The following is a 21,203-nucleotide window of genomic DNA, read 5'->3' as shown; positions in this document are numbered from 1 at the left end:
GCACCCATGGCAACGCTTGAAATCCGAGACCTGCACGTCACCGTCGAGGCCGACAACGCCACGAAGGAGATCCTCAAGGGCGTCGACCTCACCGTGAAGCAGGGCGAGACGCACGCCATCATGGGCCCCAACGGCTCCGGCAAGTCGACCCTCGCCTACTCCCTCGCGGGGCACCCCAAGTACACGGTCACCGGCGGCACCGTCACCCTCGACGGCGAGGACGTCCTGGCGATGTCCGTCGACGAGCGCGCCCGCGCCGGCCTGTTCCTGGCGATGCAGTACCCGGTCGAGGTGCCCGGCGTCTCCGTCTCCAACTTCCTGCGCACCTCCGCCACCGCCGTCCGCGGCGAGGCCCCCAAGCTGCGCACCTGGGTCAAGGAGGTCAAGGAGGCCATGGAGCGCCTCCACATGGACTCCTCCTTCGCCGAGCGCAACGTCAACGAGGGCTTCTCCGGCGGTGAGAAGAAGCGCCACGAGATCCTCCAGCTGGAGCTGCTCAAGCCGAAGATCGCGATCCTCGACGAGACCGACTCCGGCCTGGACGTCGACGCGCTGCGCATCGTCTCCGAGGGCGTCAACCGCGTCCGCGAGTCCGGCGAGGTCGGCACCCTGCTGATCACGCACTACACGCGCATCCTGCGCTACATCAAGCCCGACCACGTCCACGTGTTCGCCGGCGGCCGCATCGTCGAGTCCGGCGGTCCGGAGCTCGCGGACAAGCTGGAGAACGAGGGCTACGAGGCGTACGCGACCGGCGGAGCGAACCCGAAGGAGACTGTCGCATGACACAACTGCCGGGCCTCCTCGACGCCGAGGCGCTCCGCAAGGACTTCCCGATCCTGGACCGCCAGGTCCACGACGGCCGCAAGCTCGTCTACCTGGACAACGCGGCGACCTCGCAGAAGCCGCGTCAGGTGCTCGACGCCCTGAACGAGTACTACGAGCGCTACAACGCCAACGTCCACCGCGGTGTGCACGTCCTCGCCGAGGAGGCCACGGCGCTGTACGAGGGCGCGCGCGACAAGGTCGCCGCGTTCATCAACGCGCCCAGCCGCGACGAGGTGATCTTCACCAAGAACGCCTCCGAGTCGCTCAACCTCGTGGCGAACATGCTCGGCTGGGCCGACGAGCCCTACCGCGTGGACCACGAGACCGAGATCGTCATCACGGAGATGGAGCACCACTCCAACATCGTGCCGTGGCAGCTGCTGGCGCAGCGTACGGGCGCGAAGCTGAAGTGGTTCGGCCTCACCGACGACGGCCGCCTCGACCTGTCGAACATCGACGAGGTCATCACCGAGAACACGAAGATCGTCTCCTTCGTGCTGGTGTCCAACATCCTGGGCACGGTCAACCCGGTCGAGGCGATCGTCCGCCGGGCCCAGGAGGTCGGCGCCCTGGTCTGCGTCGACGCCTCGCAGGCCGCCCCGCACATGCCGCTGGACGTGCAGGCGCTGCAGGCCGACTTCGTGGCCTTCACCGGCCACAAGATGTGCGGCCCGACCGGCATCGGCGTGCTGTGGGGCCGCCAGGAGCTGCTGGAGGACCTGCCCCCGTTCCTCGGCGGCGGCGAGATGATCGAGACGGTGTCGATGCACTCCTCGACCTACGCCCCGGCGCCGCACAAGTTCGAGGCGGGCACGCCCCCGATCGCGCAGGCGGTCGGCCTGGGCGCGGCGATCGACTACCTCGACGCGATCGGCATGGACAGGATCCTCGCCCATGAGCACGCGCTGACCGAGTACGCCGTCCAGCGTCTGGCCCAGGTCCCCGACCTGCGGATCATCGGCCCGACCACGGCCGAGGACCGGGGCGCGGCGATCTCCTTCACGCTCGGCGACATCCACCCGCACGACGTGGGCCAGGTCCTCGACGAGCAGGGCATCGCGGTCCGGGTCGGCCACCACTGCGCCCGGCCGGTCTGCCTGCGGTACGGAATTCCCGCGACCACGCGAGCGTCGTTCTACCTGTACTCCACGCCGGCCGAGATCGACGCTCTGGTCGACGGACTGGAGCACGTACGGAACTTCTTCGGCTGACGGGACGAGCGATCGCATGAAGCTGGACTCGATGTACCAGGAAGTCATCCTGGACCACTACAAGAATCCGCACGGGCGGGGCTTGCGGGACGGCGACGCCGAGGTGCACCACGTCAACCCGACGTGCGGCGACGAGATCACCCTCCGCGTGAAGTACGACGGTACGAGGATCGAGGACGTCAGCTACGAGGGCCAGGGCTGTTCCATCAGCCAGGCCTCGGCCTCCGTGCTGAACGAGCTGCTCGTCGGCAAGGACCTGGCCGAGGCGCAGAAGATCCAGGAGACGTTCCTGGAGCTGATGCAGTCCAAGGGCCGGATCGAGCCCGACGACGCGATGGAGGACGTGCTGGAGGACGCGGTCGCGTTCGCCGGCGTCTCCAAGTACCCGGCCCGGGTCAAGTGCGCCCTCCTGAGCTGGATGGCGTGGAAGGACGCGACGGCCCAGGCGCTCGGTGGCGCGGCCGACGCCGAAAGGAAGACGGCATGACCGACACCGCTGAGATGAAGCCCGCCTCCGAGGAGGAGCTCCGCGAGGCCCTGATGGACGTCGTCGACCCCGAGCTGGGCATCGACGTCGTCAACCTGGGCCTGATCTACGGCATCCACATCGACGACGCGAACATCGCGACCGTCGACATGACCCTGACCTCGGCGGCTTGCCCGCTGACCGACGTCATCGAGGACCAGGCCAAGTCCGCCACCGACGGCCTCGTCAACGAACTGCGCATCAACTGGGTCTGGATGCCGCCGTGGGGCCCGGACAAGATCACGGACGACGGACGCGAGCAGCTGCGGGCGCTCGGGTTCAACGTCTGACACCCGCCCGCCTGTCCGTCTGTCGCCGGTACTCCTGCGCTCAGGCGAGCCCGTCCACCAGCCGGAACGCCGAGTCCTGCCGGTACAGCTCGCCGTTCTGCCAGGGTTCCAGCTTCAGCCGGAAGTCCTCATGACGCAGGAAGCGCCCGGGGTAGTTCACCGACTCCAGCATGACCGCGCCCGGGAACGCGGAGGCACGCGGGCAGAAGGTGGCGTCCTGCCGGAACAGGGCGGAACCGTCGTCGCGTTCGGCGCGCAGCAGGAAGTCGCGGTGGCGCAGGTAGCCGCCGTCGTGCGTGGCGAAGGAGTAGCAGGACGCCTCCGCCAGGCCCTTGACCAGTTTGAACGTCGAGTTCTCACGGTCGGCCGGGCCGTTCACCGGGTCGAGCCGCACGTGACCCTCGCTGATCTGCCAGTAGCGGTCGGGATAGTTGACCGAGCGGACGGACCGCGCGGGAGCGGGCGCGCCGGCGTCCGCGGAGACGCCCGGCCGGGGCCGGACCGTCGTGGGCCGGGGCGAGGCCGGGGCCTGCCGGTGCCGGGCGGGGGAGGCCGTGTCCTCGGGCGGGGTGGCGAAGGAGATCAGCCCGGGCACGGTGGCCTCCGGCGGGGCGACCGCCGTCCGCGACGTGTCGCGCGTGCCCTCCCTGTTGACGGCGATCGTCGTCGCGCAGGCGACGACGGTGGCCAGGGCGAGGGCACCGGCCGGCCAGAGCCGCCGGGTGCCCGGTGCGCGGGTGGTGTCCTGCGCCCAGCCGTTCGCCCAGGGCTCGTGAGGGGGCCGGGACCTGTTGTCGTGCATGCGCTGTTCCTCCAGGGGTGCACCACGGCGACGCACGGCCGCGGCAGCGATGACCCGGTATGTGAACGCTGAAACACTAGTGGACGTTGAGGCGTGGGAGCAGCTGTTTGAACAAGTGCGGTTTCCCCATCTTCCGAGGCGGTCCGAGGCGGTCCGAGGCGCGTTCACAGGGCCGCGCGAGGCATGCCGGGGCCGGGGCCGGATCCGACGCCCGGGCCGGGTCCGGCGGGGGTCCGTGGCCGTCCTCTGCCGAAGCCTGCCGCCCCTCCGCCGCCCGTCCGCCGCCCGTCCGCCGTCCGTCCGCCGTCCGCCTGTCCGCCGTCCGTCCGCCGTCCGCCTGTCCGCCGCCTGTCCGCCGTCCGCTCGTCGGCTGCCCGTCCGCCGTCCGCCTGTCCGTCCGTCGGCTGCCCGTCCGCCTGTCCGCCCGCCTGTGGCTCGCCCGCTGAGACGCGGCGCGCGCGGGTTGGCCTCCGTGCGGCCCGGCCGGTTAGGTTGCCGTCATGACCGACACGACTGCACCCAGCACCACCGGGGCGGTGGCCGCCGGCCTCGCCACGATCGCCGCCGACGGCACCGTCCTCGACACCTGGTTCCCCGCGCCGGAGCTCGTCGCGGAGCCCGGCCCCTCCGGCACCGAGCGGCTGTCCGCCGAGCGGGCCGTGGAACTGCTCGGCGACGGCGCCGCGAAGGCGATCGGCCCGGACGCGCGCCGGGGTGTCGAGGTGGTCGCGGTCCGCACGGTCATCTCCTCCCTGGACGAGAAGCCCATCGACGCCCACGACGTCTACCTGCGCCTGCACCTGCTCTCGCACTGCCTGGTCAGGCCGCACGGCCAGAACCTGGACGGCATCTTCGGCTTCCTCGCCAACGTCGCCTGGACCTCGCTCGGCCCGGTCGCCGTCGACGACGTCGAGAAGGTGCGGCTCAACGCCCGCGCCGAGGGCCTGCACCTCCAGGTCACCTCGATCGACAAGTTCCCGCGGATGACGGACTACGTCGCTCCGAAGGGCGTCCGCATCGCCGACGCCGACCGGGTGCGGCTCGGCGCGCACCTCGCCGCGGGCACGACCGTCATGCACGAGGGCTTCGTCAACTTCAACGCCGGCACCCTCGGCACGTCGATGGTCGAGGGCCGCATCTCCGCCGGTGTCGTCATCGGCGACGGCTCGGACATCGGCGGCGGCGCCTCGACCATGGGCACGCTGTCCGGCGGCGGCAACGTGATCATCTCCATCGGCGAGCGCTGCCTGATCGGCGCCGAGGCGGGCGTCGGCATCGCGCTCGGCGACGAGTGCGTGGTCGAGGCGGGCCTCTACGTCACCGCGGGCACCCGCGTCACCATGCCCGACGGCCAGATCGTCAAGGCCCGCGAACTCTCCGGCGCCTCCAACATCCTCTTCCGCCGCAACTCGGTCACCGGCACGGTGGAGGCCCGCCCGAACAACGCGGTCTGGGGCGGCCTGAACGAGATCCTGCACAACCACAACTGATCCGCCGGCTCCCGCACCGCACACCTGCGCACGGCGCCCCGCCACCCTCGTCGGCGGGGCGCCCGTTCATGTCCGGCCGTTCGGGTCAGTCGGTCGTGTACTCCTCGAAGGCTGTCAGCAGTCGCTCGGTCGCTTCGCGGTCGGCGGGCAGCAGTGGGGGACGGACCGGGCCCGCGGGCAGTCCGAGTTCGTTCAGCAGGGCCTTGGCCGTGACCGTGCCGGGCAGGCCCGCCGACATCATCGCCTCGACGAGGGGCGTGGCACGCTGCTGGAGGCGCGCGGCCCCCGCGGCGTCACCCGCGTCGAACGTGTCCAGGACCGCGCGGAGCCCGGACGGGACGACGTTGGCGACCGTGCTGATGTAGCCGGCGCCACCCACCGCGTACAGGGCGAGGTTGTGTTCCTCGCAGCCCGCGTAGTAGGCGAGGTCCGTGCGCAGCAGCACCTTCTGGGCGGCGAGGAAGTCGTAGGAGCAGTCCTTGACCGCCACGATCCGGGGGTGCCCGGCGAGGCGGATCATCGTCTCGGGCTCGATGCGGGTGCCGGTGCGGCCCGGGATGTCGTACAGCACCACCGGCACGCCCGCCGCGTCGGCGACCGCCCGGAAGTGCGCCTCCAGCGCGTCCTGTGGGGGTCTGCTGTAGTACGGGCTGACCACCAACAGGCCGTCCGCGCCCGCCTTTTCGGCCTGCCTGGCGAGTTCGACGCTGTGCCGGGTGTCGAAGGTGCCGACGCCCGCCACGATCGACGCGTGTGCGCCCACCGCCTCACGCACCGCGGACACGAGCGCCGCCTTCTCCGCGTCCGTGGTGGTCGGCGACTCGCCCGTCGTCCCGGACAGCACCAGGCCGTCGCAGCCCTCGGAGACCAGGCGGTCGGCGAGCCGCTGCGCGCCGTCCAGGTCGAGCGTGCCCTCCTCGGTGAAGGGCGTGATCATCGCGCACAGGGCGCGGCCGAAGGGAGGGGCTGCGGGGGTGGCGGCGGGGACGGCGGCGGGGACGGTCGCGGGAGGCTTCATGGAGGCAGTCTCGGTGCCACGGTTCGTGTAGCTCCACTTAATTTTTCTGTGGAGCATCTCTTAGGGACGCTGAAGTGTGGGCCGGTGCGGACACCGGCCGCGGTCATGGGAGGCGTCATGAAGCTCGGCAGGGCACTCGCCACCGGAGTCGCGGAGGAACAGCCGCAGATGCACGAGGGGGCCCTGGCGGATGTGCCGGAGGATCATGGTCATGTCGGTCATGACCAGCAGCGCGTGCGGCCGGCCCGCCACGGCACTGGCCGACGCGGGCTGGGGCCGTCCCGGCCGGCTGGCGCTCGCGCCGTCCTGCGCGGGCCGCCTGCGCGGCCGTACGGGGATGTCGCTCGCCGCGTTCGCGCGGCCGGCCGGGGACGGGCTGCGGGTGGTCGCGGGTGCCGCGCCACCTGCGGAAGGCGCCGCCGCCGACGGGTTCGGTGTGCCGGAACTCGTCGCCGAGGCGGCCCTGTTGCAGGCACGCCTGGACTGGTTCCGGAGCCGTCCGGCCCGGCTGGGCGAGCCCGGGCCGGACGGCGGGCGCAAGGGGTAGCCGCGGCCCGGTGCGGGTACCCGGGTGCCTCCGGCAGGAGAGGCGCACGAGAGGAGGCGGGACACCGTGAGCGGGACCACGGAAACCAGGCTGGACGGGCAGCGCTCGGTGGGCGAGCTCGTCAACCGAGCCACCGAGCAGCTCTCGCGGCTCGTACGACAGGAGTTGGCCCTCGCCAAGGAGGAGCTGGCCGCGAAGGGCCGCCGGGCCGGGCGCGGCGGCGGACTGCTCGGCGCCGCCGGCGCGGTCGCCTACGCCGGCCTGCTCGCCCTGGCCGCCACCGGGGCCGCCGCCCTCTCGCTGGTGCTGCCGGTCTGGGCCGCGGCGCTGATCGTGACGGGGGCGCTGTTCGCGATCGCGGGTGTGCTCGCCGTGACCGGCCGCGCCCAGTTGCGCCGGGCCGGGCCGCCCACGCCCGAGCGGACTCTCGACAGCGTCAGGGCCGACGTCGAGGTGATCAGGGAAAGGGCGCACCGATGACGGACAGGGCAGGAGTGCCGGGCTCGGGGTCCCACGGCCCCGAGGAACTGCGGCGGCAGATCGAGCAGACCCGCGGCCAGCTCGGCGACACGGTCGCGGAGCTGGCGGGCAGGATCGACGTCAAGGGCAGGGCGCAGGCCCGCGCGGCCGACCTCCGGGACAAGGCGGGCGCGATGACCGTGCAACTGCGCAGCACCGCGGCGCAGGCCGGGCACAAGGTCCACGACACGGCGACGGCGGCCGGGCACCGGGTCCACGACCGGGCACTGGCCGCGGGTCACACGGCTCAGGAACGGGCGCTGCGGGCAGGCCACACGGCTCAGGAGAGGACGGCGGAGACGGGGCACGCGCTGGAGCGCAAGGCGGAGCGCGGCGTGCCGTGGCCCGCCCGGCCCGTGGTCACGGCGGCGGTCCGGCATCCGCGTCCGGCGCTGGTCATCGGCGCGGCGCTGGTCTTCGCCGCGGTGGTCGCGTGGCGGTACCCCAAGAAGCCCTAGCCGGCCGACGGGCTCGGCGGAAGCAGACGGCACGGCCGACGGCACGGCCGACGTGAGCGGGCACCCGGGACACCCGGGTGCCCGCTCACGCGGTGCCGCGTCGCGGCGACCGGCGATCCGTCGCCCCCCGGCCGGTCGGCCAAGCAACTCCGCCCCGGCTGAGGTGTGTCCCCGTGCTCGGGCCGCGCGTCCCGGGGTGGTCGTGTGGGGCGGCGGGGCTACGCGCCCGGGTGGGCCGGATCGGGGAGCGTGCCCGGGGATGGGCCGCCGGCGGGCGGCGGTGCCGGGCGTCGGCGGCGCCGGGCCGCCCTGAGCCTCGGCGGCCACTTCCTCGTGTCCCGGGGTTCCACGTACGGCTCCTCCGACGGCGGCCGCCCCTCGCAGACGATGGCCCGCTCGCGCGAGAGTTCGGCGTCGAACTCCAGCCCCAGCAGGATCGCCAGGTTGGTCAGCCACAGCCAGACCAGGAAGACGATGGCGCCGGAGAGGGTGCCGTACGTCCTGTTGTACGAGCCGAAGCCGGCCGCGTAGACCGCGAACCCCGCGGACGCCACCAGCCAGATCAGCGTGGCGAGGACGCTGCCGGGACTGATCCACCGGAAACCGCGGCCGCGGACGTTGGGCGCGGCCCAGTACAGCAGGCCGATCATCATGACCACCAGGAGCAGCAGCACCGGCCACTTCGCCACGCCCCACACGGCGATCGCCGCCCGCCCCAGCCCGATCGCCGTGCCCGCCCGTTCGGCCAGCGGCCCGGTGAAGACGACGATGACCGCGCTCGCGGCCAGCAGCACCATCAGAGCCACGGTCAGCGCCAGCCGCAGCGGCGTCAGCTTCCACACCGGCCGCCCCTCCGGCAGGTCGTACACGGCGTTGGAGGCGCGGATGAACGCGGCGACGTACCCGGACGCGGACCACAGGGCGAAGAGCAGCCCGGCCACGGCCAGGACGCCGCCCGTGCCGCCGCTGTCACCGAGTTGGACGACGGCGTCCCGCAGGATGTCCCGGGCGGGACCGGGCGCCAGGTCGCCGATGTTGTCCAGGAGCCGGTCCGTCGCGCGCTGCCCCACCACGCCCAGCAGGGACACCAGCACCAGCAGCGCGGGAAACAGCGAGAGCACGCCGTAGTACGTCAACGCGGCTGCGCGGTCGCCGAGTTCGTCGTCCAGCAGTTCCTTCGCCGTGCGCCGCGCCACCGCCCGCCAGGACCGTGCGGGCAGCCGGGCGGGACTGTCCTTGCCGCCCGCATCGTCCTCGTTCTCGTCCATGACCAGCGTGTTGCCCGGATACGCCCGGCGAATCGCGGACGCGGCCCGAATCCTCCGGCCGGACAGGAGCGCTCGGCCGGACGGGAACCCCGCCCGGTCGCGGCGATCCCGTCCGGCACGGCTCCGGGCGTTACGGGTGGAACCGCAGCACCTGCGGGTCGTGGTCGCTGATCTGGTCGTTGAACTCCGAGTTGATGTGCACGCTGTCGTACTCGTAGTCGCAGCCGCGCCGGATCGACGGGCTGACCAGGATCTGGTCCAGGACCTGCTCGTTGCCCTGGTAGTTGTAGGTGTACCGCTCGCTCCTCGGCAGCGACTTGATCGCCGACCACAGCTCGCCGTCACCCTCGAGGATCTTCGTGGTGTCGGAGAACTCGAAGTCGTTGATGTCGCCGAGCGCGATGACGTCCGCGTTCTTCTGGACGTCGAGGATGCTCTTGACGAAGGCGTTGACGAGCGTCGCCTGCTGGTGGCGCTGCACCTCCGAGATGCGCACCGGCGGCTGGTACTGCGCGGTCAGGCCCTGGTCGCCGCCCTTGGAGTTGAAGTGGTTGGCGATCACGAAGACCGTCCGGCCGCGGAAGACGAACTCGCCGGCCAGCGGCTTGCGGCTCTTCTCCCAGGCGGCGTTCGTCGGGTCGATCCGGCCCGGGGAGGCCGTCAGGGCCGCCTTGCCGTGGTCCCTGGTGACACCGACGGCGGTGGTGGCGTCGCCGCCCGCGCGGTCGGTGAAGGACACCCGGTCCGGGTTGAACAGGAACACCTGGCGGATGTTCCCGCCCGTCTGGCCGCCGTCCTCGTCGTTCACCGGGTCGATGGAGCGCCATTCGTAGCGCGGGCCGCCCGCCGCGACGATCGCGTCGATCAGCTTGTTCACCGTCACGTCCGCGGCGGTGGTGCCGTCGTCCTTCGCGCCGGTGTTGTCCTGGATCTCCTCCAGGGACACGATGTCGGGCGACTCGAGGTTGTTCACGATCGCGGAGGCGTGCTCCTCGAAGGTGGCGTCGGACGGGTCGAGGTTCTCGACGTTGTAGGTGGCGACCGCCAGCTCGCCGTTCCGCTGCTTCTCGGTCGACTCCCGCTCGAGTCCGGCGCTTTCGAGGGCGCCGATCCGGTTCGCGACGAGCGTGTAGCCGCCGTACTGGCTGTAGTCCAGCGGGCCGTCCGTGGTGCCGGTGAGGGTGTCGCCGACGTTCGCCTTCGGGAAGGCGGCGGTCGAGCCCAGCGACTGGATCTGCAGCCGGCCGGTGTTCTGGGAGTCGTAGGAGCCGTAGACCGTGCCGCCGCGGCGGTTGGCGTGCTCGTGCGGCTTCACCGTGACCCACAGCTCGGTGTAGGCGTCGGTGGCGGTGACCACGCGGGTGTCGGCGACCTGGACGTTCATGCCCTCCAGGGACTCGTAGTGGTCCAGGGCGTACGCCGACGGGTCCAGGGCCAGACCGTTGATCGAGCCGTTCGCGGCGGCGTCGCCGGCCGGGGTGTAGGCGTCCGGCACCGAGTCCGCGTCGATCACCGTGGCCGCGGGCACCGTGTTGCCGCTGGAGACGACCGTGATCGTCGGCTTGGTGATCTCCGTGACCGACTGGTTGCCGCTGGAGGTGCCGCCGGGCACGTACTCCGAGACCGTGCCGCTGACCTTCACGGAGTCGCCGACGGCGACCTTGGGGGTGGAGCTGGTGAAGACGAACACGCCCTCGCTGGTGGCCGGGTCGGCGTCGGGGTTCGGGTCCTGGATCCAGAAACCCTTGGACGAGCCGTAGGTGCGCACGCCGGTGACGATTCCGGTCACGTCCGCGACCTTCTGGCCGGCGTACGGGGATATGCGGGTGGTCCCCTGGACGTCATGGATGCGCACGGAGTCGGCGTGCGCGGGAGAGGTCAGCACGACGGCGGAGGCCGCGGAACAGACGGCGGCGACGGTGAGCGCGGCGAGGCGCGCGGAAGACTTGCTCGGCAACGGGATCCCTCCGGGGACATACGTGAGCGCCGGGACGAGGGTGCAGCTGGCTGCGACAGTGACGCGCGTAGAAACCGGTGAACAGTTGTCCTCGGTTTCTACGCGCGTCAATCTCCTGCCTGGTCGCGCCAGTTGTCAAGGTTTCGGCCATGTACGGACCCTGACGGGGAGATGAACCGGGCGGCATGGGTGGAAATCCGTCTAGGCTTCGACCTGAGTCGTACGTCCTCCAGGTGGTCGTACGGCCCCGAGCCGTTCTAGGAGAACCAGCCGATGTCAGACAGCTCCCCCCTGCCGCCGGTACGGCTGCGTCCCGAAGCGGAGCTGGCGCGGGACGCACTGTCCACGCCGTTGCTGTCCCGGGCCGCGCGGCTCGCCCGCTGGGCAGGCCCGGACACGCGTGTCGACGCCGCCGGCGGGCTCGTCGACGAGCAACTGCCCGCGGCCGCCGCGGCCCTCGGGCTGAGCGGGGACGACGCCGCCGCCTGCGCGAGCGAGGCCTGGCGGGTCGCCGTGGACACCGGCCTCCTCGAGATCGCCGACGAGCAGGCGGGCACCGTCGCGGCAGGCGAGGACCTGGCGCTGCTCACCGGCGGCTCGCCGAGCGACGTGCTCGGGGTGTGGCTGGGGGCGCTGGAGACGCTGCTGGCAGACGCGAGCGTGCCGGACCTGGACGGGCTGGTCGAGGCCATGGACGACGGCGGGCGGGTCGACCTCTCCGAGCTGGACTGGGACCCCGAGGCGGAGGCCGAGTTCCTGGACGGCGTCCTCGGCAACCTCTACCTGCTGACGGTCAGCGAGGACGGGCCGGGCGGGTCGCCGGTGCCGCTGCCGGCGCTCGCCGCCTCGATGCTCGTGCCCGCCGACATGACCGAGCCCAGCAACGACGTGCTGGAAGAGGTCTCCGAGGCGATGATGCGCCTCGACGACCAGTTCCGGCTGCTCGAACCGGTGGGGCTGGTGGAGTACCAGCCGGTGGACGAGGCGCTGATGACGGACGCCGACGAGGAGCCCGCCGCACCCGTCGACGAGACGGACGTCTCCCGCTACGGGATGGTGCGGCTGACCCCCCTCGGCCTGTACGGCGTGCGGGCCCGGCTGCTGGAGGCCGGGTTCCAGGCACCCGCCGTCGGCGACCTGGCCGACAAGGGCGCCGACGCGCTCCTGGACGGCGCGGCGTCGTTCGGGCACACGGCGGCGCAGGCGGAGATCGAGCAGTGGCTCACGCGCCGCGAACCGCTCGCCGCGGCACGGGAGTTGCTGGCGGCCGCGCGGGGCGGGGACACCGGGGCGCCGCTGCGGCGGCTGCGCTGCCAGCAGGCGCTGTCGCTGGTCGGCGCGGAGGCCGAGCCGGCGCTGCGGGAGGTACTCGACGACGCCGAACTGGGCGGGCTCGCCCGGGTCTGGCTGACCGAGCGGCAGGCCGCCGACGTGCCGGCGCCCTCCGAGAAGATGATTTTCTGGCTCACCATCGACACGGTGGCCGCCCAGCTCGCGGCCGAGGGCAACTCCGACGAACTGCGTTCCCTGGTGCAGGGGCTGGCGGACCGGCACGGCGGTTTCTTCGAGGCGGCCTGGCGGGTGGACCACCCGGCGACGGCCGACGTCCTGGAGGCGATGGGGCGCCTGCACCCCGACAAGAAGATAGCCAAGCAGGCCCGCAAGGCCGCCTTCAAGGCCCGCTCGCAGCGCGGGGACTGACGCCTCGGGGGGCTCGGGCCACGCCCGCTGCCCTTGCCCCCCAGCCCTTGCCCCCGCCCTTGCCCTCTCGCCCGTACCCCCGCCCTTGCCCCCTCGCCCCTTGTCCGCGAGCGCGGGTGACATCTAACATTTCAGTCATGGAGGCCATTCGACCCGTCCGGCGCACCCTGCTCAGGGACCGGGCGTACGAAGCGATCCGGGACGCCATCGTGGCCGGGGAGATCGAGCCCGGGACGGTGGTGCGGGACGCCGACCTCGCCGAGCGGCTGGGGCTGTCCCGCGCGCCGGTGCGGGACGCCTTCTCCCGGCTGGTCGACGAGGGGCTGCTGGAGAGCAAGCCGCAGAGCTACACGCGGGTGACCCCGGTCGTCGCCGCCGACGTGCGGGACGCGGCGGCCGTGGTCGGCGCGATGCACGAGCTGGTCGCGCGGGTCGCGGTGCCCCGGCTGTCCGCGGCGGACGTGGAGTCGATGCGCGCGGCCAACGAGCGGTTCGCCGCCGCCGTCGGCTCGGGCGACGTGGACGCGGCGGTGCGCGCCGACGACGACCTGCACGACGTCCTGGTCCGCGTCGCCGGCAACCGCGCGGCCGCCGCCACCGTCGCCCGCTACACCCCGCTCATCCGCCGGCTGGAGCGACGCCGCTTCGGCGAGGGCGGCACCTGCCGTTCGGCGGGCCTGCACGAGCAGCTGATCGCGGCCTGCGCGGCCGGTGACGCGGACACCGCCGTCCGGGTCACCGCGGAGATCTGGCGCGGCCTGGCCGAACTCGCCGACGGCGACTGACCCCCACCCCGGGAGGACGCATGTCCCTTTCCTCGTACGACCGTTACCCGCTGCTCTTCGGGCCGTCGCCCGTGCACCCCCTGGAGCGGCTGACCGCGTACCTCGGCGGGGCCTCCCTGTGGGCCAAGCGCGAGGACTGCAACTCCGGCATCGCCTACGGCGGCAACAAGACCCGCAAACTGGAGTACCTGGTCGCCGACGCGTTGGCGAAGGGCTGCGACACGCTCGTGTCGATCGGCGGGGTGCAGTCCAACCACACCCGCCAGGTCGCCGCCTGCGCCGCCCGTGCCGGGCTGAAGTGCGTGCTGGTGCAGGAGAGCTGGGTGGACTGGCCGGACTCCGTGTACGACAAGGTCGGTAACATCCTGGTCAGCCGCCTCGCCGGGGCGGATGTGCGGCTGGTGCGCGCCGGGTTCGGGATCGGGTTCAAGGAGAGCTGGGAGCAGGCGCTCAGGGAGGTCGAGGAGTCCGGCGGGAAGCCGTACGCCATCCCGGCCGGGGCGTCCGACCACCCGCTCGGCGGCCTCGGGTTCGCCGGATGGGCGCAGGAGGTCGCCGAGCAGGAGCGGGAGCTGGGCGTCTTCTTCGACACCGTGGTGGTGTGTTCGGTGACCGGGTCGACGCAGGCGGGCATGGTCGCCGGGTTCGCCGTCCTGGAGCAGGCGGGCGGGCGGCCGCGGCGGGTGATCGGCATCGACGCGTCGGCGAAGCCGGCCGCGACCCGCGCGCAGATCGCCAGGATCGCCCACGACACCGGTCGGCTCATCGGTGTGGAGCGGGACTTGACCGAGCAGGACGTCGAACTGGACGAGCGCTACCACGCGGGCACGTACGGCGTCCCCGACGAGGCCACGCTGGAGGCGATGCGGCTCGCCGCCCGCACCGAGGGGATGGTCACCGACCCGGTGTACGAGGGGAAGTCGATGGCCGGGATGGTCGACCTGGTCGCGCGCGGGGAGATCGGCCGGGACGCCACCGTCCTCTACGCCCACCTGGGCGGGCAGCCCGCGCTCAACGCCTACAGCGCCCTGTTCTGAGCGGGCCGGGCGCGGTCCCCTCGCGCGCGGCGGGGGCGGGCAGGTCCGCCGGCGTCCGTCGCCGCTCATGGACGGACCGCGGCCCGCGGCCGGGGAGTGACCGCCGGGCGCCCCGGGACCGGGGGCGCCCCGGGCGTCGTACGGATGCCTACAGCGCCTGGGCGGCCGGCTTGACCATGCCCCGCACCGTGCGCGCCTTGACGAACTCGCCCATGGCCGTCATGTCCCACTCGCCGGAGAACTGGCGGATCAGCTTCGCCATCATCACGCCGGTCTGCGCCTCGGCGTTGGTGAGGTCGAAGCGGACCAGCTCCTCGCCGGTCGTGGCGTCCAGCAGGCGGCAGTAGGCCTTGGCGACCTCGGTGAACTTCTGGCCGGAGAAGGAGTTCACCGTGAAGACCAGACCGGTGACCTCCTGGGGGAGGCGGCCGAGGTCGACGACGATGACCTCGTCGTCGCCGCTGCCCTCGCCGGTGAGGTTGTCGCCGGAGTGCTTGACCGCGCCGTTCAGGATCTGCAGCTTGCCGAAGTAGCAGCTGTCGATGTGGTTGCGCTGCGGGCCGTAGGCGATCACCGACGCGTCCAGGTCGATGGACTTGCCGCGGTACGCCGGCTCCCAGCCGAGGCCCATCTTGACCTGCGACAACAGTGGGCGGCCGCCCTTGACGAGGGAGACGGTCTGGTTCTTCTGCAGGCTGACGCGGCCCTTGTCGAGGTTGATCTTCCCGGCACCGGGGGCGGGCGGGGCGGGCGGCGCCGGCGGGACCGGGGGAGCGCCGAGCGGAGCGGCCGGGGGCGTCACCGGCGCCTGCGGCGCGGGCGTCGGAGGAGCCGCCGGCTGCGGCGCGGGGGCCGGTTCCTCCACCGTCACGCCGAAGTCGGTGGCGATGCCGGCCAGACCGTTCGCGTACCCCTGGCCGACCGCCCGTGCCTTCCACGCGCCGCCCCGCAGGTAGATCTCCATGACCACCAGCGCCGTCTCGGCGCCCAGCCGCGGGGGCGTGAACGTGGCCAGGACGCTGTGGTCGTCCGCGTTGCGGAGGGTGGCCGTCGGCTCGATGCCCTGGAAGGTCTGCCCGGCCGCGTCCGGGCTGGCCGTGACGACGACCTTCTCGATGCCCGGCGGGAGCGCGGTGGTGTCGACCGTGATCGCGTCGGGCGCCGTGCCGCCGCCGGAGCGGTAGGTCACGCCCGGTCCGGCGGGCTGGTTGTAGAAGATGAAGTCGTCGTCGGAGCGCACCTTGCCGTCGGCGGTGAGCAGCAGGCCCGAAACGTCGAGCCGCACCGGGGCGGCGACGTCCACCGTCACACGGGCGGCGGAGAGCGGGATGTTCGAGCCGGGGGTCATAGCTGTCATGCCAGGTGAACGAGCGGAGGTGTTTTGCCGTTCCCTTACTTCCCTCCCGCGCCGCCCGGCCACTCCCTCTCCCGTGCCGCCCGGCCGCTCCCCTCTCCCGCGCCGCCCGGCCGCTCCCGCTCCCGCGCCGATCTGGCTCCTCCCTCTCCCGCGCCGCCCCGGCTCGGCGCCGGTCGCGCGGGCGGCCGTCCTGCGGCACCGCCACGGTCTTCCGCCCGATCCCCGCCGCGAACCGCTCCAGCGCCTGCGGGCAGCGCTCCAGCGGTACCCGGTCGAACGTCCGTCTTCCGCCTCGTCGGCACTTGTCGGTGCGGCCGGGTCGGGGAGGGCCGGACGGTGCGGCCGTACCGGATCAGTACGGCCAGATCGGCGGGTCGTTGACGAAGTGGCCGCCGAGGCAGGCGTGCGCCGCCTTGTCCGGGTCCAGTTCGCCCTGTTCGGCGATGAGCTTCTCGGCGAACGGCTCGGAGTCGTCCCGCGGTTCGTAGCCGAGCGCCCGCGCGCCGGACAGGTCCCACCACAGCCGGGTGTTGGCGGAGGAGCCGTAGACGACGGTGTGCCCGACGTGCTCGGCGGTCAGGGCGGCGTGGAAGAGACGGGCGCCGTCGGCCGGGCTCATCCACACCGACAGCATCCGGACGCTGGTCGGCTCGGGGAAGCAGGAACCGATCCGCACCGACACCGTCTCCAGGCCGTACTTGTCCCAGTAGAACTGGGCCAGGTCCTCGCCGAAGGCCTTGGACAGGCCGTAGAAGGTGTCCGGGCGGTGCGGGGTGTCGACCGGGATCAGCGGGTCGTCGCCCTGCGGGCGCGGGGTGAAGCCCACGGCGTGGTTGGAGGAGGCGAAGACGACGCGGCCCACGCCCTCCTCGCGGGCGGCCTCGTAGACGTTGTAGGTGCCCTCGATGTTCGCCCGGAGGATCTTCTCGAAGGGGGCTTCCAGGGAGATGCCGGCGAGGTGGACGATCGCGTCGACGCCCCGCACGGCCTCGCGCACGGCGTCCCTGTCGGCCAGGTCGGCGGTGATCGCGTCCGGGTCGCCCTCGATGGGGACCAGGTCGAGAAGGCGCAGCTCGTAGCCGAAGGCGGGGAGCAGGTTCCGCATCAGGGTGCCGAGTCCGCCGGCTGCGCCGGTGAGCAGAACGGTGCGGGGAGCGGGCATCCTCGGTTCTCCTTGGTCCGCCGCCTCTGACAGGTGGCCGCATGCATGGACAGTATTCACATTCGTGGACACGCTAGGGATCGGTGCCACCCTCCGTCAAGTGTGGCGCGCCCCGGGGATTCTGTCCGTGTTCCGGTGCCGTGTTGCCGGTTTGCGCGCTTGACCGGCCCGGAGGCGGCTCCCTGGGGTGGCGTCGTTCAGAAACAGGGACGCTGGTCAGAATTGCGTACGCGCCTGCCTCAGGGAGAGCCCGTGACGCCTGCCCCTCTCGCCGCTCGACTCAGCGTCCCCAGCGGGCCGCTGTTCTTCCCCCGTCACCGCCTTCGTCCCCGACGGCGGCCTCGACCTCGACGCCTGCCGCACGCACGTGCGCGCCGGGGTCGAGGCCGGAGCCGCCGCGGTCTTCGCCTGCTGCGGCACCGGCGAGTTCCACGCGCTCACCCCCGAGGAGTTCGAGACGTGCGTGCGGGCCGCGGTCGAGGCGACGGCGGGCCGGGTGCCGGTCGTCGCAGGCACGGGCTACGGCACCGCGCCGGCCGTGCGGTACGCGCGGCTCGCCGAGGCGGCCGTCTTCGGCAGCCCCGAGCTGGTCCAGTACGCCGAGGCCAAGGGCGTCGAGGTGTTCTGCAACTCGGGCCTGAGCGAGGCCCAGCGCTCCGCCGCCGTCGAGAACCTGAAGAAGGTCGGCGCCGACGTGAACCTCGACACCGCGCACGTGCCCCGGGCAGCTGGACCTGCACGACGGTCCAGTACAAGTCCGGCACCCGCAAGCACATCGAGGACGACCTCGGGTACGAGATCATCGCCAACTTCGGCGACCAGTACTCCGACCTCGACGGCGGCTACGCCGACAGGACCTACAAGCTGCCGAACCCCACGTACTTCGTCAGCTGACGGCTCCTGCCGGTCCCCCGCGGGGCGGGTGGCAGGCGAACGCCCCGCCGGTCGTCACCGACGGGGCGTTCCTTCCGCCGGCCGAGGGGGGCTCAGGCCGGCAGGTCCATGGGGCACCGCACTACGAAAGACGTCCGAAACGGACGCGTGGTTGTCCCGCTCAGCGGAGCATGATGCCGGACGGCGAGAACTCGCACGCCGTCCCGTCCCCGCCGGTGCCGAACCCGGTCGGCTGCACGGACACGGCGGCACCGCTCATCACGGCCCGCCGCCCGGTGACCCGGCGGCGGTGGCGGACGCGCCGTTCCGCTCGTGCGGTCATGCCCATCCTCGGGTGCGAGGGGGACCTGACGGACCGGCCGATTCCGTAACACGGCGAAAACCTGAAACCGCCTCACCGCGGGAACAATCCAGCCAGCATCCGCATCGATCACCAGCAGGCAGGGAGCACCCGCATGTCCGAGACACAGAAGGCGGCCGACCGGTCCGACGCCGCGCCACCCCCGGCGAACGGCGTGGACCGGTATTTCAGGATCTCCGAACGGGGGTCCAGCTTCGGCAGGGAGATACGCGGCGGCTTCGCCACGTTCTTCACCATGGCCTACATCCTTGTCCTGAATCCCATCGTCCTGGGCAGCGCCAAGGACAAGTTCGGCCACTCGCTCGACACCGGCCAACTCGTCACCGCCACCGCCCTGGTGGCCTGCGTGATGACGGTGATCATGGGCGTCGGGGGCAACCTCCCGCTCGCCATCGCCGCCGGACTCGGCCTCAACGCCGTCGTGGCCTTCCAGTTGGCCCCGCTGATGAGCTGGGACGACGCGATGGGCCTGGTGGTCCTGGAGGGCGTCCTGATCTGCGTGCTGGTGCTCACCGGCCTGCGCGAGGCCATCATGAACGCCATCCCGCAGCAGCTCAAGCAGGCCATCGGCGTGGGCATCGGCCTGTTCATCGCCTTCATCGGCTTCGTCGACGCCGGGTTCGTCAGCCGCATGCCGGACGCCGCCAACACCACCGTGCCGGTCCAGCTCGGCGCGGTCGGCCGGCTCACCGGCTGGCCGGTGCTGGTGTTCTGCCTCGGTGTGCTGCTCACCATCGCGCTGCTCGCCCGCAAGGTGAAGGGCGCGATCCTGATCAGCATCGTCACCATGACGGTCGTCGCGATCGTCATCGACGCCGTCGCCGACGTCAAGAGCTGGGGCCTGACCACGCCCAAGGTCCCGGACCGGATCGTGGACGCCCCCGACTTCGGACTCCTCGGCCGCTTCAGCCTGTTCGGCGGCTTCGCGGAGGCCGGCGTGCTCACCGCCGTCCTGCTGGTCTTCACCCTGGTCCTGTCGGACTTCTTCGACGCCATGGGCACCATCGTCGGCATCAGTGCCGAGGCCGGTCTGCTCGACGACCGGGGCCAGGTGCCCGGGATCGGCCGGGTGCTGTTCATCGACGGCGCCGCCGCGGTCGCCGGCGGCATCGGCTCGGCCTCCTCCAACACCGCCTACATCGAGTCGGCGGCCGGCGTCGGCGAGGGCGCCCGCACCGGGCTCGCCAACCTGGTCACCGGCGGCCTGTTCGGACTGGCGCTGTTCCTCACCCCGCTGCTGACCATCGTCCCGCTGCAGGCGGCCGCGCCCGCCCTGATCGCGGTGGGCTTCCTGATGATGACCCACGTCAAGCACATCGAGTGGGACAGGTACGAGATCGCCATCCCGGCGTTCCTCACCATCGCCGCGATGCCGTTCACGTACTCGATCACGGACGGCATCGGAGCGGGCTTCCTCGCCTACGTCGTCATCAAGTCGGTCCTCGGCAGGGCCAGGGAGGTGCACCCGCTGCTGTGGGGCGTCTCGGCGCTGTTCCTGGTCTACTTCGCGATCGACCCGGTGGAGCAGATCCTCGGCGTGAAGTGACGCCCGCCGCCCCGGCGTCCGTGAACGCCGGGGCCGGCGCGGGCCGGGCGGCGCTCACCCCGGCAGGGTCAGCACGACCTCGTCGATCTCCTCGCCCCGGGCCGTCGCGTACCCGGTCGCCCGGGCCGTCTCGCGGAAGCCGCACTTCTCCAGCACCCGCCGCGAGCCGGTGTTGTCCGCCGCCGCGCGGGCGTACAGCGGGCGCTCCGGCACCTCGGCCAGCAGTGCGCGCAGCGCCGCCGTGGCCACGCCCCGCCCCCAGTAGGCCCGGTCCACCCAGTACGTCACCTCGCGCTCGCCCGGCTCCCCGTACACCGCCGCGCTGCCCACCACGTCGCCGTCGGCCAGGACGGTCCGCGTGACGGCGTCCGAGGCCCGGATCCGCTCCCACCGGGCGTCGAACGCGGCCCGGTCGGCGGGGTCCTTCGCGGTGAAGGCCGCCATGCGCAGTGCCTCCGGATCGTTCATCTGCCGGAAGAACACCGGCAGGTCGCTGTCGTGCACCTCGCGCAGTACGACGTCCATTCCTCAAAGCCTCCGGGTAGCCAGGGTCAGCCGGTCGCGCGCGTCGAACAGCGCGTCCTTCACCATCTGCTCGTGCGCGGGGGTCAGCCGCGCCACCGGCACCGAGCAGCTGATCGCGTCCCGGGCCGGGGTTCGGTACGGGATCGCGACGCCGAAGCAGCGCAGCCCCAGTGTGTTCTCCTCGCGGTCCACCGCGAAGCCCTGCTCGCGGACCTGGTGCAGCTCCTCGATGAGCCGCTCGCGGTCCGTGACGGTGTTCTCGGTGAGGGCGGGCAGCTTCTCCGGGAGCAGCTTGCGCACCTGCTCGTCGGTGTACGTGCTCAGCAGCGCCTTGCCGAGGGAGGTGGAGTGGGCGGGCAGCCGGCGGCCCACCCGGGTGAAGGGGCGCAGGTAGTGCTGCGACTGGCGGGTGGCGAGGTAGACGACGTTGGTGCCGTCCAGGCGGGCGAGGTGGATGGTCTCCGTGGTGTCGTCCGACAGCCGGTCCAGCGTCGGCCGGGCCACCGCGACCACCTCGTCGCCGTCGATGTACGACGTGCCGACGAGCAGCGCCCGCACCCCGATCCCGTACCGCGTGCCCGTCGCGTCCGTCTCCACCCAGCCCAGCTCCACGAGCGTGCGCAGCAGCATGTACAGGCTGGACTTGGGGTAGCCGACGGCCTCCTGGACCGAGGCGAGGGAGTGCATGCCGGGGCGGCCGGCGAAGTACTCGAGCAATTCAACGGTCCGCACCGCGGACTTGACCTGCGATCCGCCGCCGCCTGTCTCGCCTGCCGCCATCGCCCTCTACCCCTTCGTCGGACGGAACTGTGGAGCTATAGTCTCCAGCAGCTATTCATCATCAGAGACACCGTTCAGCATATCGAACACCCTGGTGGATGACCCAGAGACTGCGGCGATACGGCGCAGGAGATACGTGGA

The 21,203-nt window shown here is 72.2% G+C and carries 21 protein-coding genes and 2 pseudogenes; 14 read left to right on the top strand and 9 right to left on the bottom strand.

All coding sequences use genetic code 11. The features are described from left to right. The first annotated feature begins 6 nt into the window (after positions 1-6). Genes sufC through VKA29_RS12375 form a run of 4 tightly spaced genes read left to right on the top strand, consistent with a single transcriptional unit; the run spans position 7 to position 2,855 of the window. Complete coding sequence (sufC, locus tag VKA29_RS12390) at positions 7-786, top strand: Fe-S cluster assembly ATPase SufC (protein WP_324785477.1); 780 nt, start codon at positions 7-9, stop codon at positions 784-786. Next, the gene (locus tag VKA29_RS12385; RefSeq protein WP_324785476.1) at positions 783-2,039 is read left to right on the top strand and encodes a cysteine desulfurase; all 1,257 of its coding nucleotides are present in this window, start codon (positions 783-785) and stop codon (positions 2,037-2,039) included. Before sufC ends, VKA29_RS12385 begins: the two co-directional genes overlap by 4 nt. A gap of 16 nt (positions 2,040-2,055) precedes the next feature. Beyond that, positions 2,056-2,526 (top strand): Fe-S cluster assembly sulfur transfer protein SufU, encoded by a 471-nt coding sequence (sufU, locus tag VKA29_RS12380; RefSeq protein ID WP_324785475.1) that lies wholly within the window; start codon positions 2,056-2,058, stop codon positions 2,524-2,526. Beyond that, on the top strand, positions 2,523-2,855 hold the full coding sequence (locus VKA29_RS12375) for a metal-sulfur cluster assembly factor (protein ID WP_103784224.1): 333 nt from the start codon (positions 2,523-2,525) through the stop codon (positions 2,853-2,855). Before sufU ends, VKA29_RS12375 begins: the two co-directional genes overlap by 4 nt. Positions 2,856-2,895: 40 nt before the next feature. Here the strand turns inward: VKA29_RS12375 and VKA29_RS12370 are convergent, their stop codons facing one another. Next, positions 2,896-3,657, bottom strand: a complete 762-nt coding sequence (locus VKA29_RS12370; RefSeq protein ID WP_324785474.1) for an AbfB domain-containing protein — start codon at positions 3,655-3,657, stop codon at positions 2,896-2,898. A gap of 500 nt (positions 3,658-4,157) precedes the next feature. Between VKA29_RS12370 and dapD the strand changes: the two genes are divergently transcribed. Beyond that, positions 4,158-5,147 carry a 2,3,4,5-tetrahydropyridine-2,6-dicarboxylate N-succinyltransferase gene (dapD, locus tag VKA29_RS12365; RefSeq protein WP_324785473.1) on the top strand — a complete coding sequence of 330 codons (990 nt, stop codon included), beginning with the start codon at positions 4,158-4,160 and terminating at the stop codon, positions 5,145-5,147. An 85-nt stretch (positions 5,148-5,232) separates the two neighbouring features. Here the strand turns inward: dapD and dapA are convergent, their stop codons facing one another. Then, entirely contained in the window at positions 5,233-6,165 is a 933-nt protein-coding gene (gene dapA / locus VKA29_RS12360) for a 4-hydroxy-tetrahydrodipicolinate synthase (protein WP_324785472.1), read from the bottom strand. 211 nt (positions 6,166-6,376) lie between these two features. Here dapA and VKA29_RS12355 point away from each other — a divergent pair, with 211 nt between their 5' ends. The 3 genes from VKA29_RS12355 to VKA29_RS12345 all read left to right on the top strand — a co-directional run bounded on the left by VKA29_RS12355 (position 6,377) and on the right by VKA29_RS12345 (position 7,689). Continuing rightward, on the top strand, positions 6,377-6,712 hold the full coding sequence (locus VKA29_RS12355; protein WP_420718477.1) for a hypothetical protein: 336 nt from the start codon (positions 6,377-6,379) through the stop codon (positions 6,710-6,712). A gap of 66 nt (positions 6,713-6,778) precedes the next feature. Continuing rightward, a complete protein-coding gene (locus VKA29_RS12350; RefSeq protein ID WP_324785471.1) occupies positions 6,779-7,192 on the top strand; it encodes a phage holin family protein in 414 nt (137 codons plus the stop codon). Next, complete coding sequence (locus VKA29_RS12345) at positions 7,189-7,689, top strand: DUF3618 domain-containing protein (RefSeq protein WP_324785470.1); 501 nt, start codon at positions 7,189-7,191, stop codon at positions 7,687-7,689. The genes VKA29_RS12350 and VKA29_RS12345 overlap by 4 nt, the downstream gene beginning before the upstream one ends. Positions 7,690-7,907: 218 nt before the next feature. Here VKA29_RS12345 and VKA29_RS12340 read toward each other — a convergent pair whose 3' ends face one another. Both VKA29_RS12340 and VKA29_RS12335 read right to left on the bottom strand, forming a co-directional pair. Beyond that, on the bottom strand, positions 7,908-8,957 hold the full coding sequence (locus VKA29_RS12340) for a YihY/virulence factor BrkB family protein (RefSeq protein ID WP_324785469.1): 1,050 nt from the start codon (positions 8,955-8,957) through the stop codon (positions 7,908-7,910). A gap of 130 nt (positions 8,958-9,087) precedes the next feature. Continuing rightward, a complete protein-coding gene (locus VKA29_RS12335) occupies positions 9,088-10,914 on the bottom strand; it encodes an endonuclease/exonuclease/phosphatase family protein (RefSeq protein ID WP_324785468.1) in 1,827 nt (608 codons plus the stop codon). A gap of 273 nt (positions 10,915-11,187) precedes the next feature. Between VKA29_RS12335 and VKA29_RS12330 the strand changes: the two genes are divergently transcribed. The 3 genes from VKA29_RS12330 (at position 11,188) to VKA29_RS12320 (ending at position 14,437) form a co-directional block, all read left to right on the top strand. Continuing rightward, entirely contained in the window at positions 11,188-12,615 is a 1,428-nt protein-coding gene (locus VKA29_RS12330) for a hypothetical protein (protein ID WP_324785467.1), read from the top strand. Between the two features lie 137 nt (positions 12,616-12,752). Further along, positions 12,753-13,400, top strand: coding sequence for a GntR family transcriptional regulator (locus VKA29_RS12325; protein WP_324785466.1), 648 nt, complete (start codon positions 12,753-12,755; stop codon positions 13,398-13,400). Positions 13,401-13,420: 20 nt separating this feature from the next. After that, the gene (locus VKA29_RS12320; protein WP_324785465.1) at positions 13,421-14,437 is read left to right on the top strand and encodes a 1-aminocyclopropane-1-carboxylate deaminase; all 1,017 of its coding nucleotides are present in this window, start codon (positions 13,421-13,423) and stop codon (positions 14,435-14,437) included. 148 nt (positions 14,438-14,585) lie between these two features. Here VKA29_RS12320 and VKA29_RS12315 read toward each other — a convergent pair whose 3' ends face one another. Beyond that, the gene (locus VKA29_RS12315) at positions 14,586-15,785 is read right to left on the bottom strand and encodes a TerD family protein (protein WP_324785508.1); all 1,200 of its coding nucleotides are present in this window, start codon (positions 15,783-15,785) and stop codon (positions 14,586-14,588) included. A gap of 361 nt (positions 15,786-16,146) precedes the next feature. Beyond that, positions 16,147-16,956 (bottom strand): NAD(P)-dependent oxidoreductase, encoded by an 810-nt coding sequence (locus VKA29_RS12310; RefSeq protein ID WP_324785464.1) that lies wholly within the window; start codon positions 16,954-16,956, stop codon positions 16,147-16,149. 252 nt (positions 16,957-17,208) lie between these two features. On the opposite strand from VKA29_RS12310, the pseudogene VKA29_RS12305 reads away from it, so the two are divergent. After that, positions 17,209-17,524: pseudogene (locus tag VKA29_RS12305) on the top strand (dihydrodipicolinate synthase family protein); the annotation flags it as partial. Beyond that, positions 17,507-17,850: pseudogene (locus tag VKA29_RS12300) on the top strand (HAD family acid phosphatase); the annotation flags it as partial. The pseudogenes VKA29_RS12305 and VKA29_RS12300, both read left to right, overlap by 18 nt. A 160-nt stretch (positions 17,851-18,010) precedes the next feature. On the opposite strand, the gene VKA29_RS12295 reads toward VKA29_RS12300, so the two are convergent. Next, positions 18,011-18,172, bottom strand: coding sequence for a hypothetical protein (locus tag VKA29_RS12295; RefSeq protein WP_324785463.1), 162 nt, complete (start codon positions 18,170-18,172; stop codon positions 18,011-18,013). Between the two features lie 133 nt (positions 18,173-18,305). Between VKA29_RS12295 and VKA29_RS12290 the strand changes: the two genes are divergently transcribed. After that, the gene (locus VKA29_RS12290) at positions 18,306-19,757 is read left to right on the top strand and encodes an NCS2 family permease (RefSeq protein WP_324785462.1); all 1,452 of its coding nucleotides are present in this window, start codon (positions 18,306-18,308) and stop codon (positions 19,755-19,757) included. A 54-nt stretch (positions 19,758-19,811) separates the two neighbouring features. On the opposite strand, the gene VKA29_RS12285 is transcribed toward VKA29_RS12290, so the two are convergent. Together VKA29_RS12285 and VKA29_RS12280 are read right to left on the bottom strand one after the other, a co-directional pair. Next, positions 19,812-20,282 carry a GNAT family N-acetyltransferase gene (locus tag VKA29_RS12285; protein ID WP_324785461.1) on the bottom strand — a complete coding sequence of 157 codons (471 nt, stop codon included), beginning with the start codon at positions 20,280-20,282 and terminating at the stop codon, positions 19,812-19,814. 3 nt (positions 20,283-20,285) lie between these two features. Then, the gene (locus VKA29_RS12280) at positions 20,286-21,062 is read right to left on the bottom strand and encodes an IclR family transcriptional regulator (RefSeq protein WP_324785460.1); all 777 of its coding nucleotides are present in this window, start codon (positions 21,060-21,062) and stop codon (positions 20,286-20,288) included. Between the last annotated feature and the right edge of the window lie 141 nt (positions 21,063-21,203).

This window comes from Streptomyces sp. H51, from assembly GCF_035656535.1.
In the GTDB taxonomy this organism is placed as follows: domain Bacteria; phylum Actinomycetota; class Actinomycetes; order Streptomycetales; family Streptomycetaceae; genus Streptomyces.
Note: the sequence above shows the minus strand (reverse complement) of the source record. Positions and strands in the feature narration are given on the sequence as shown.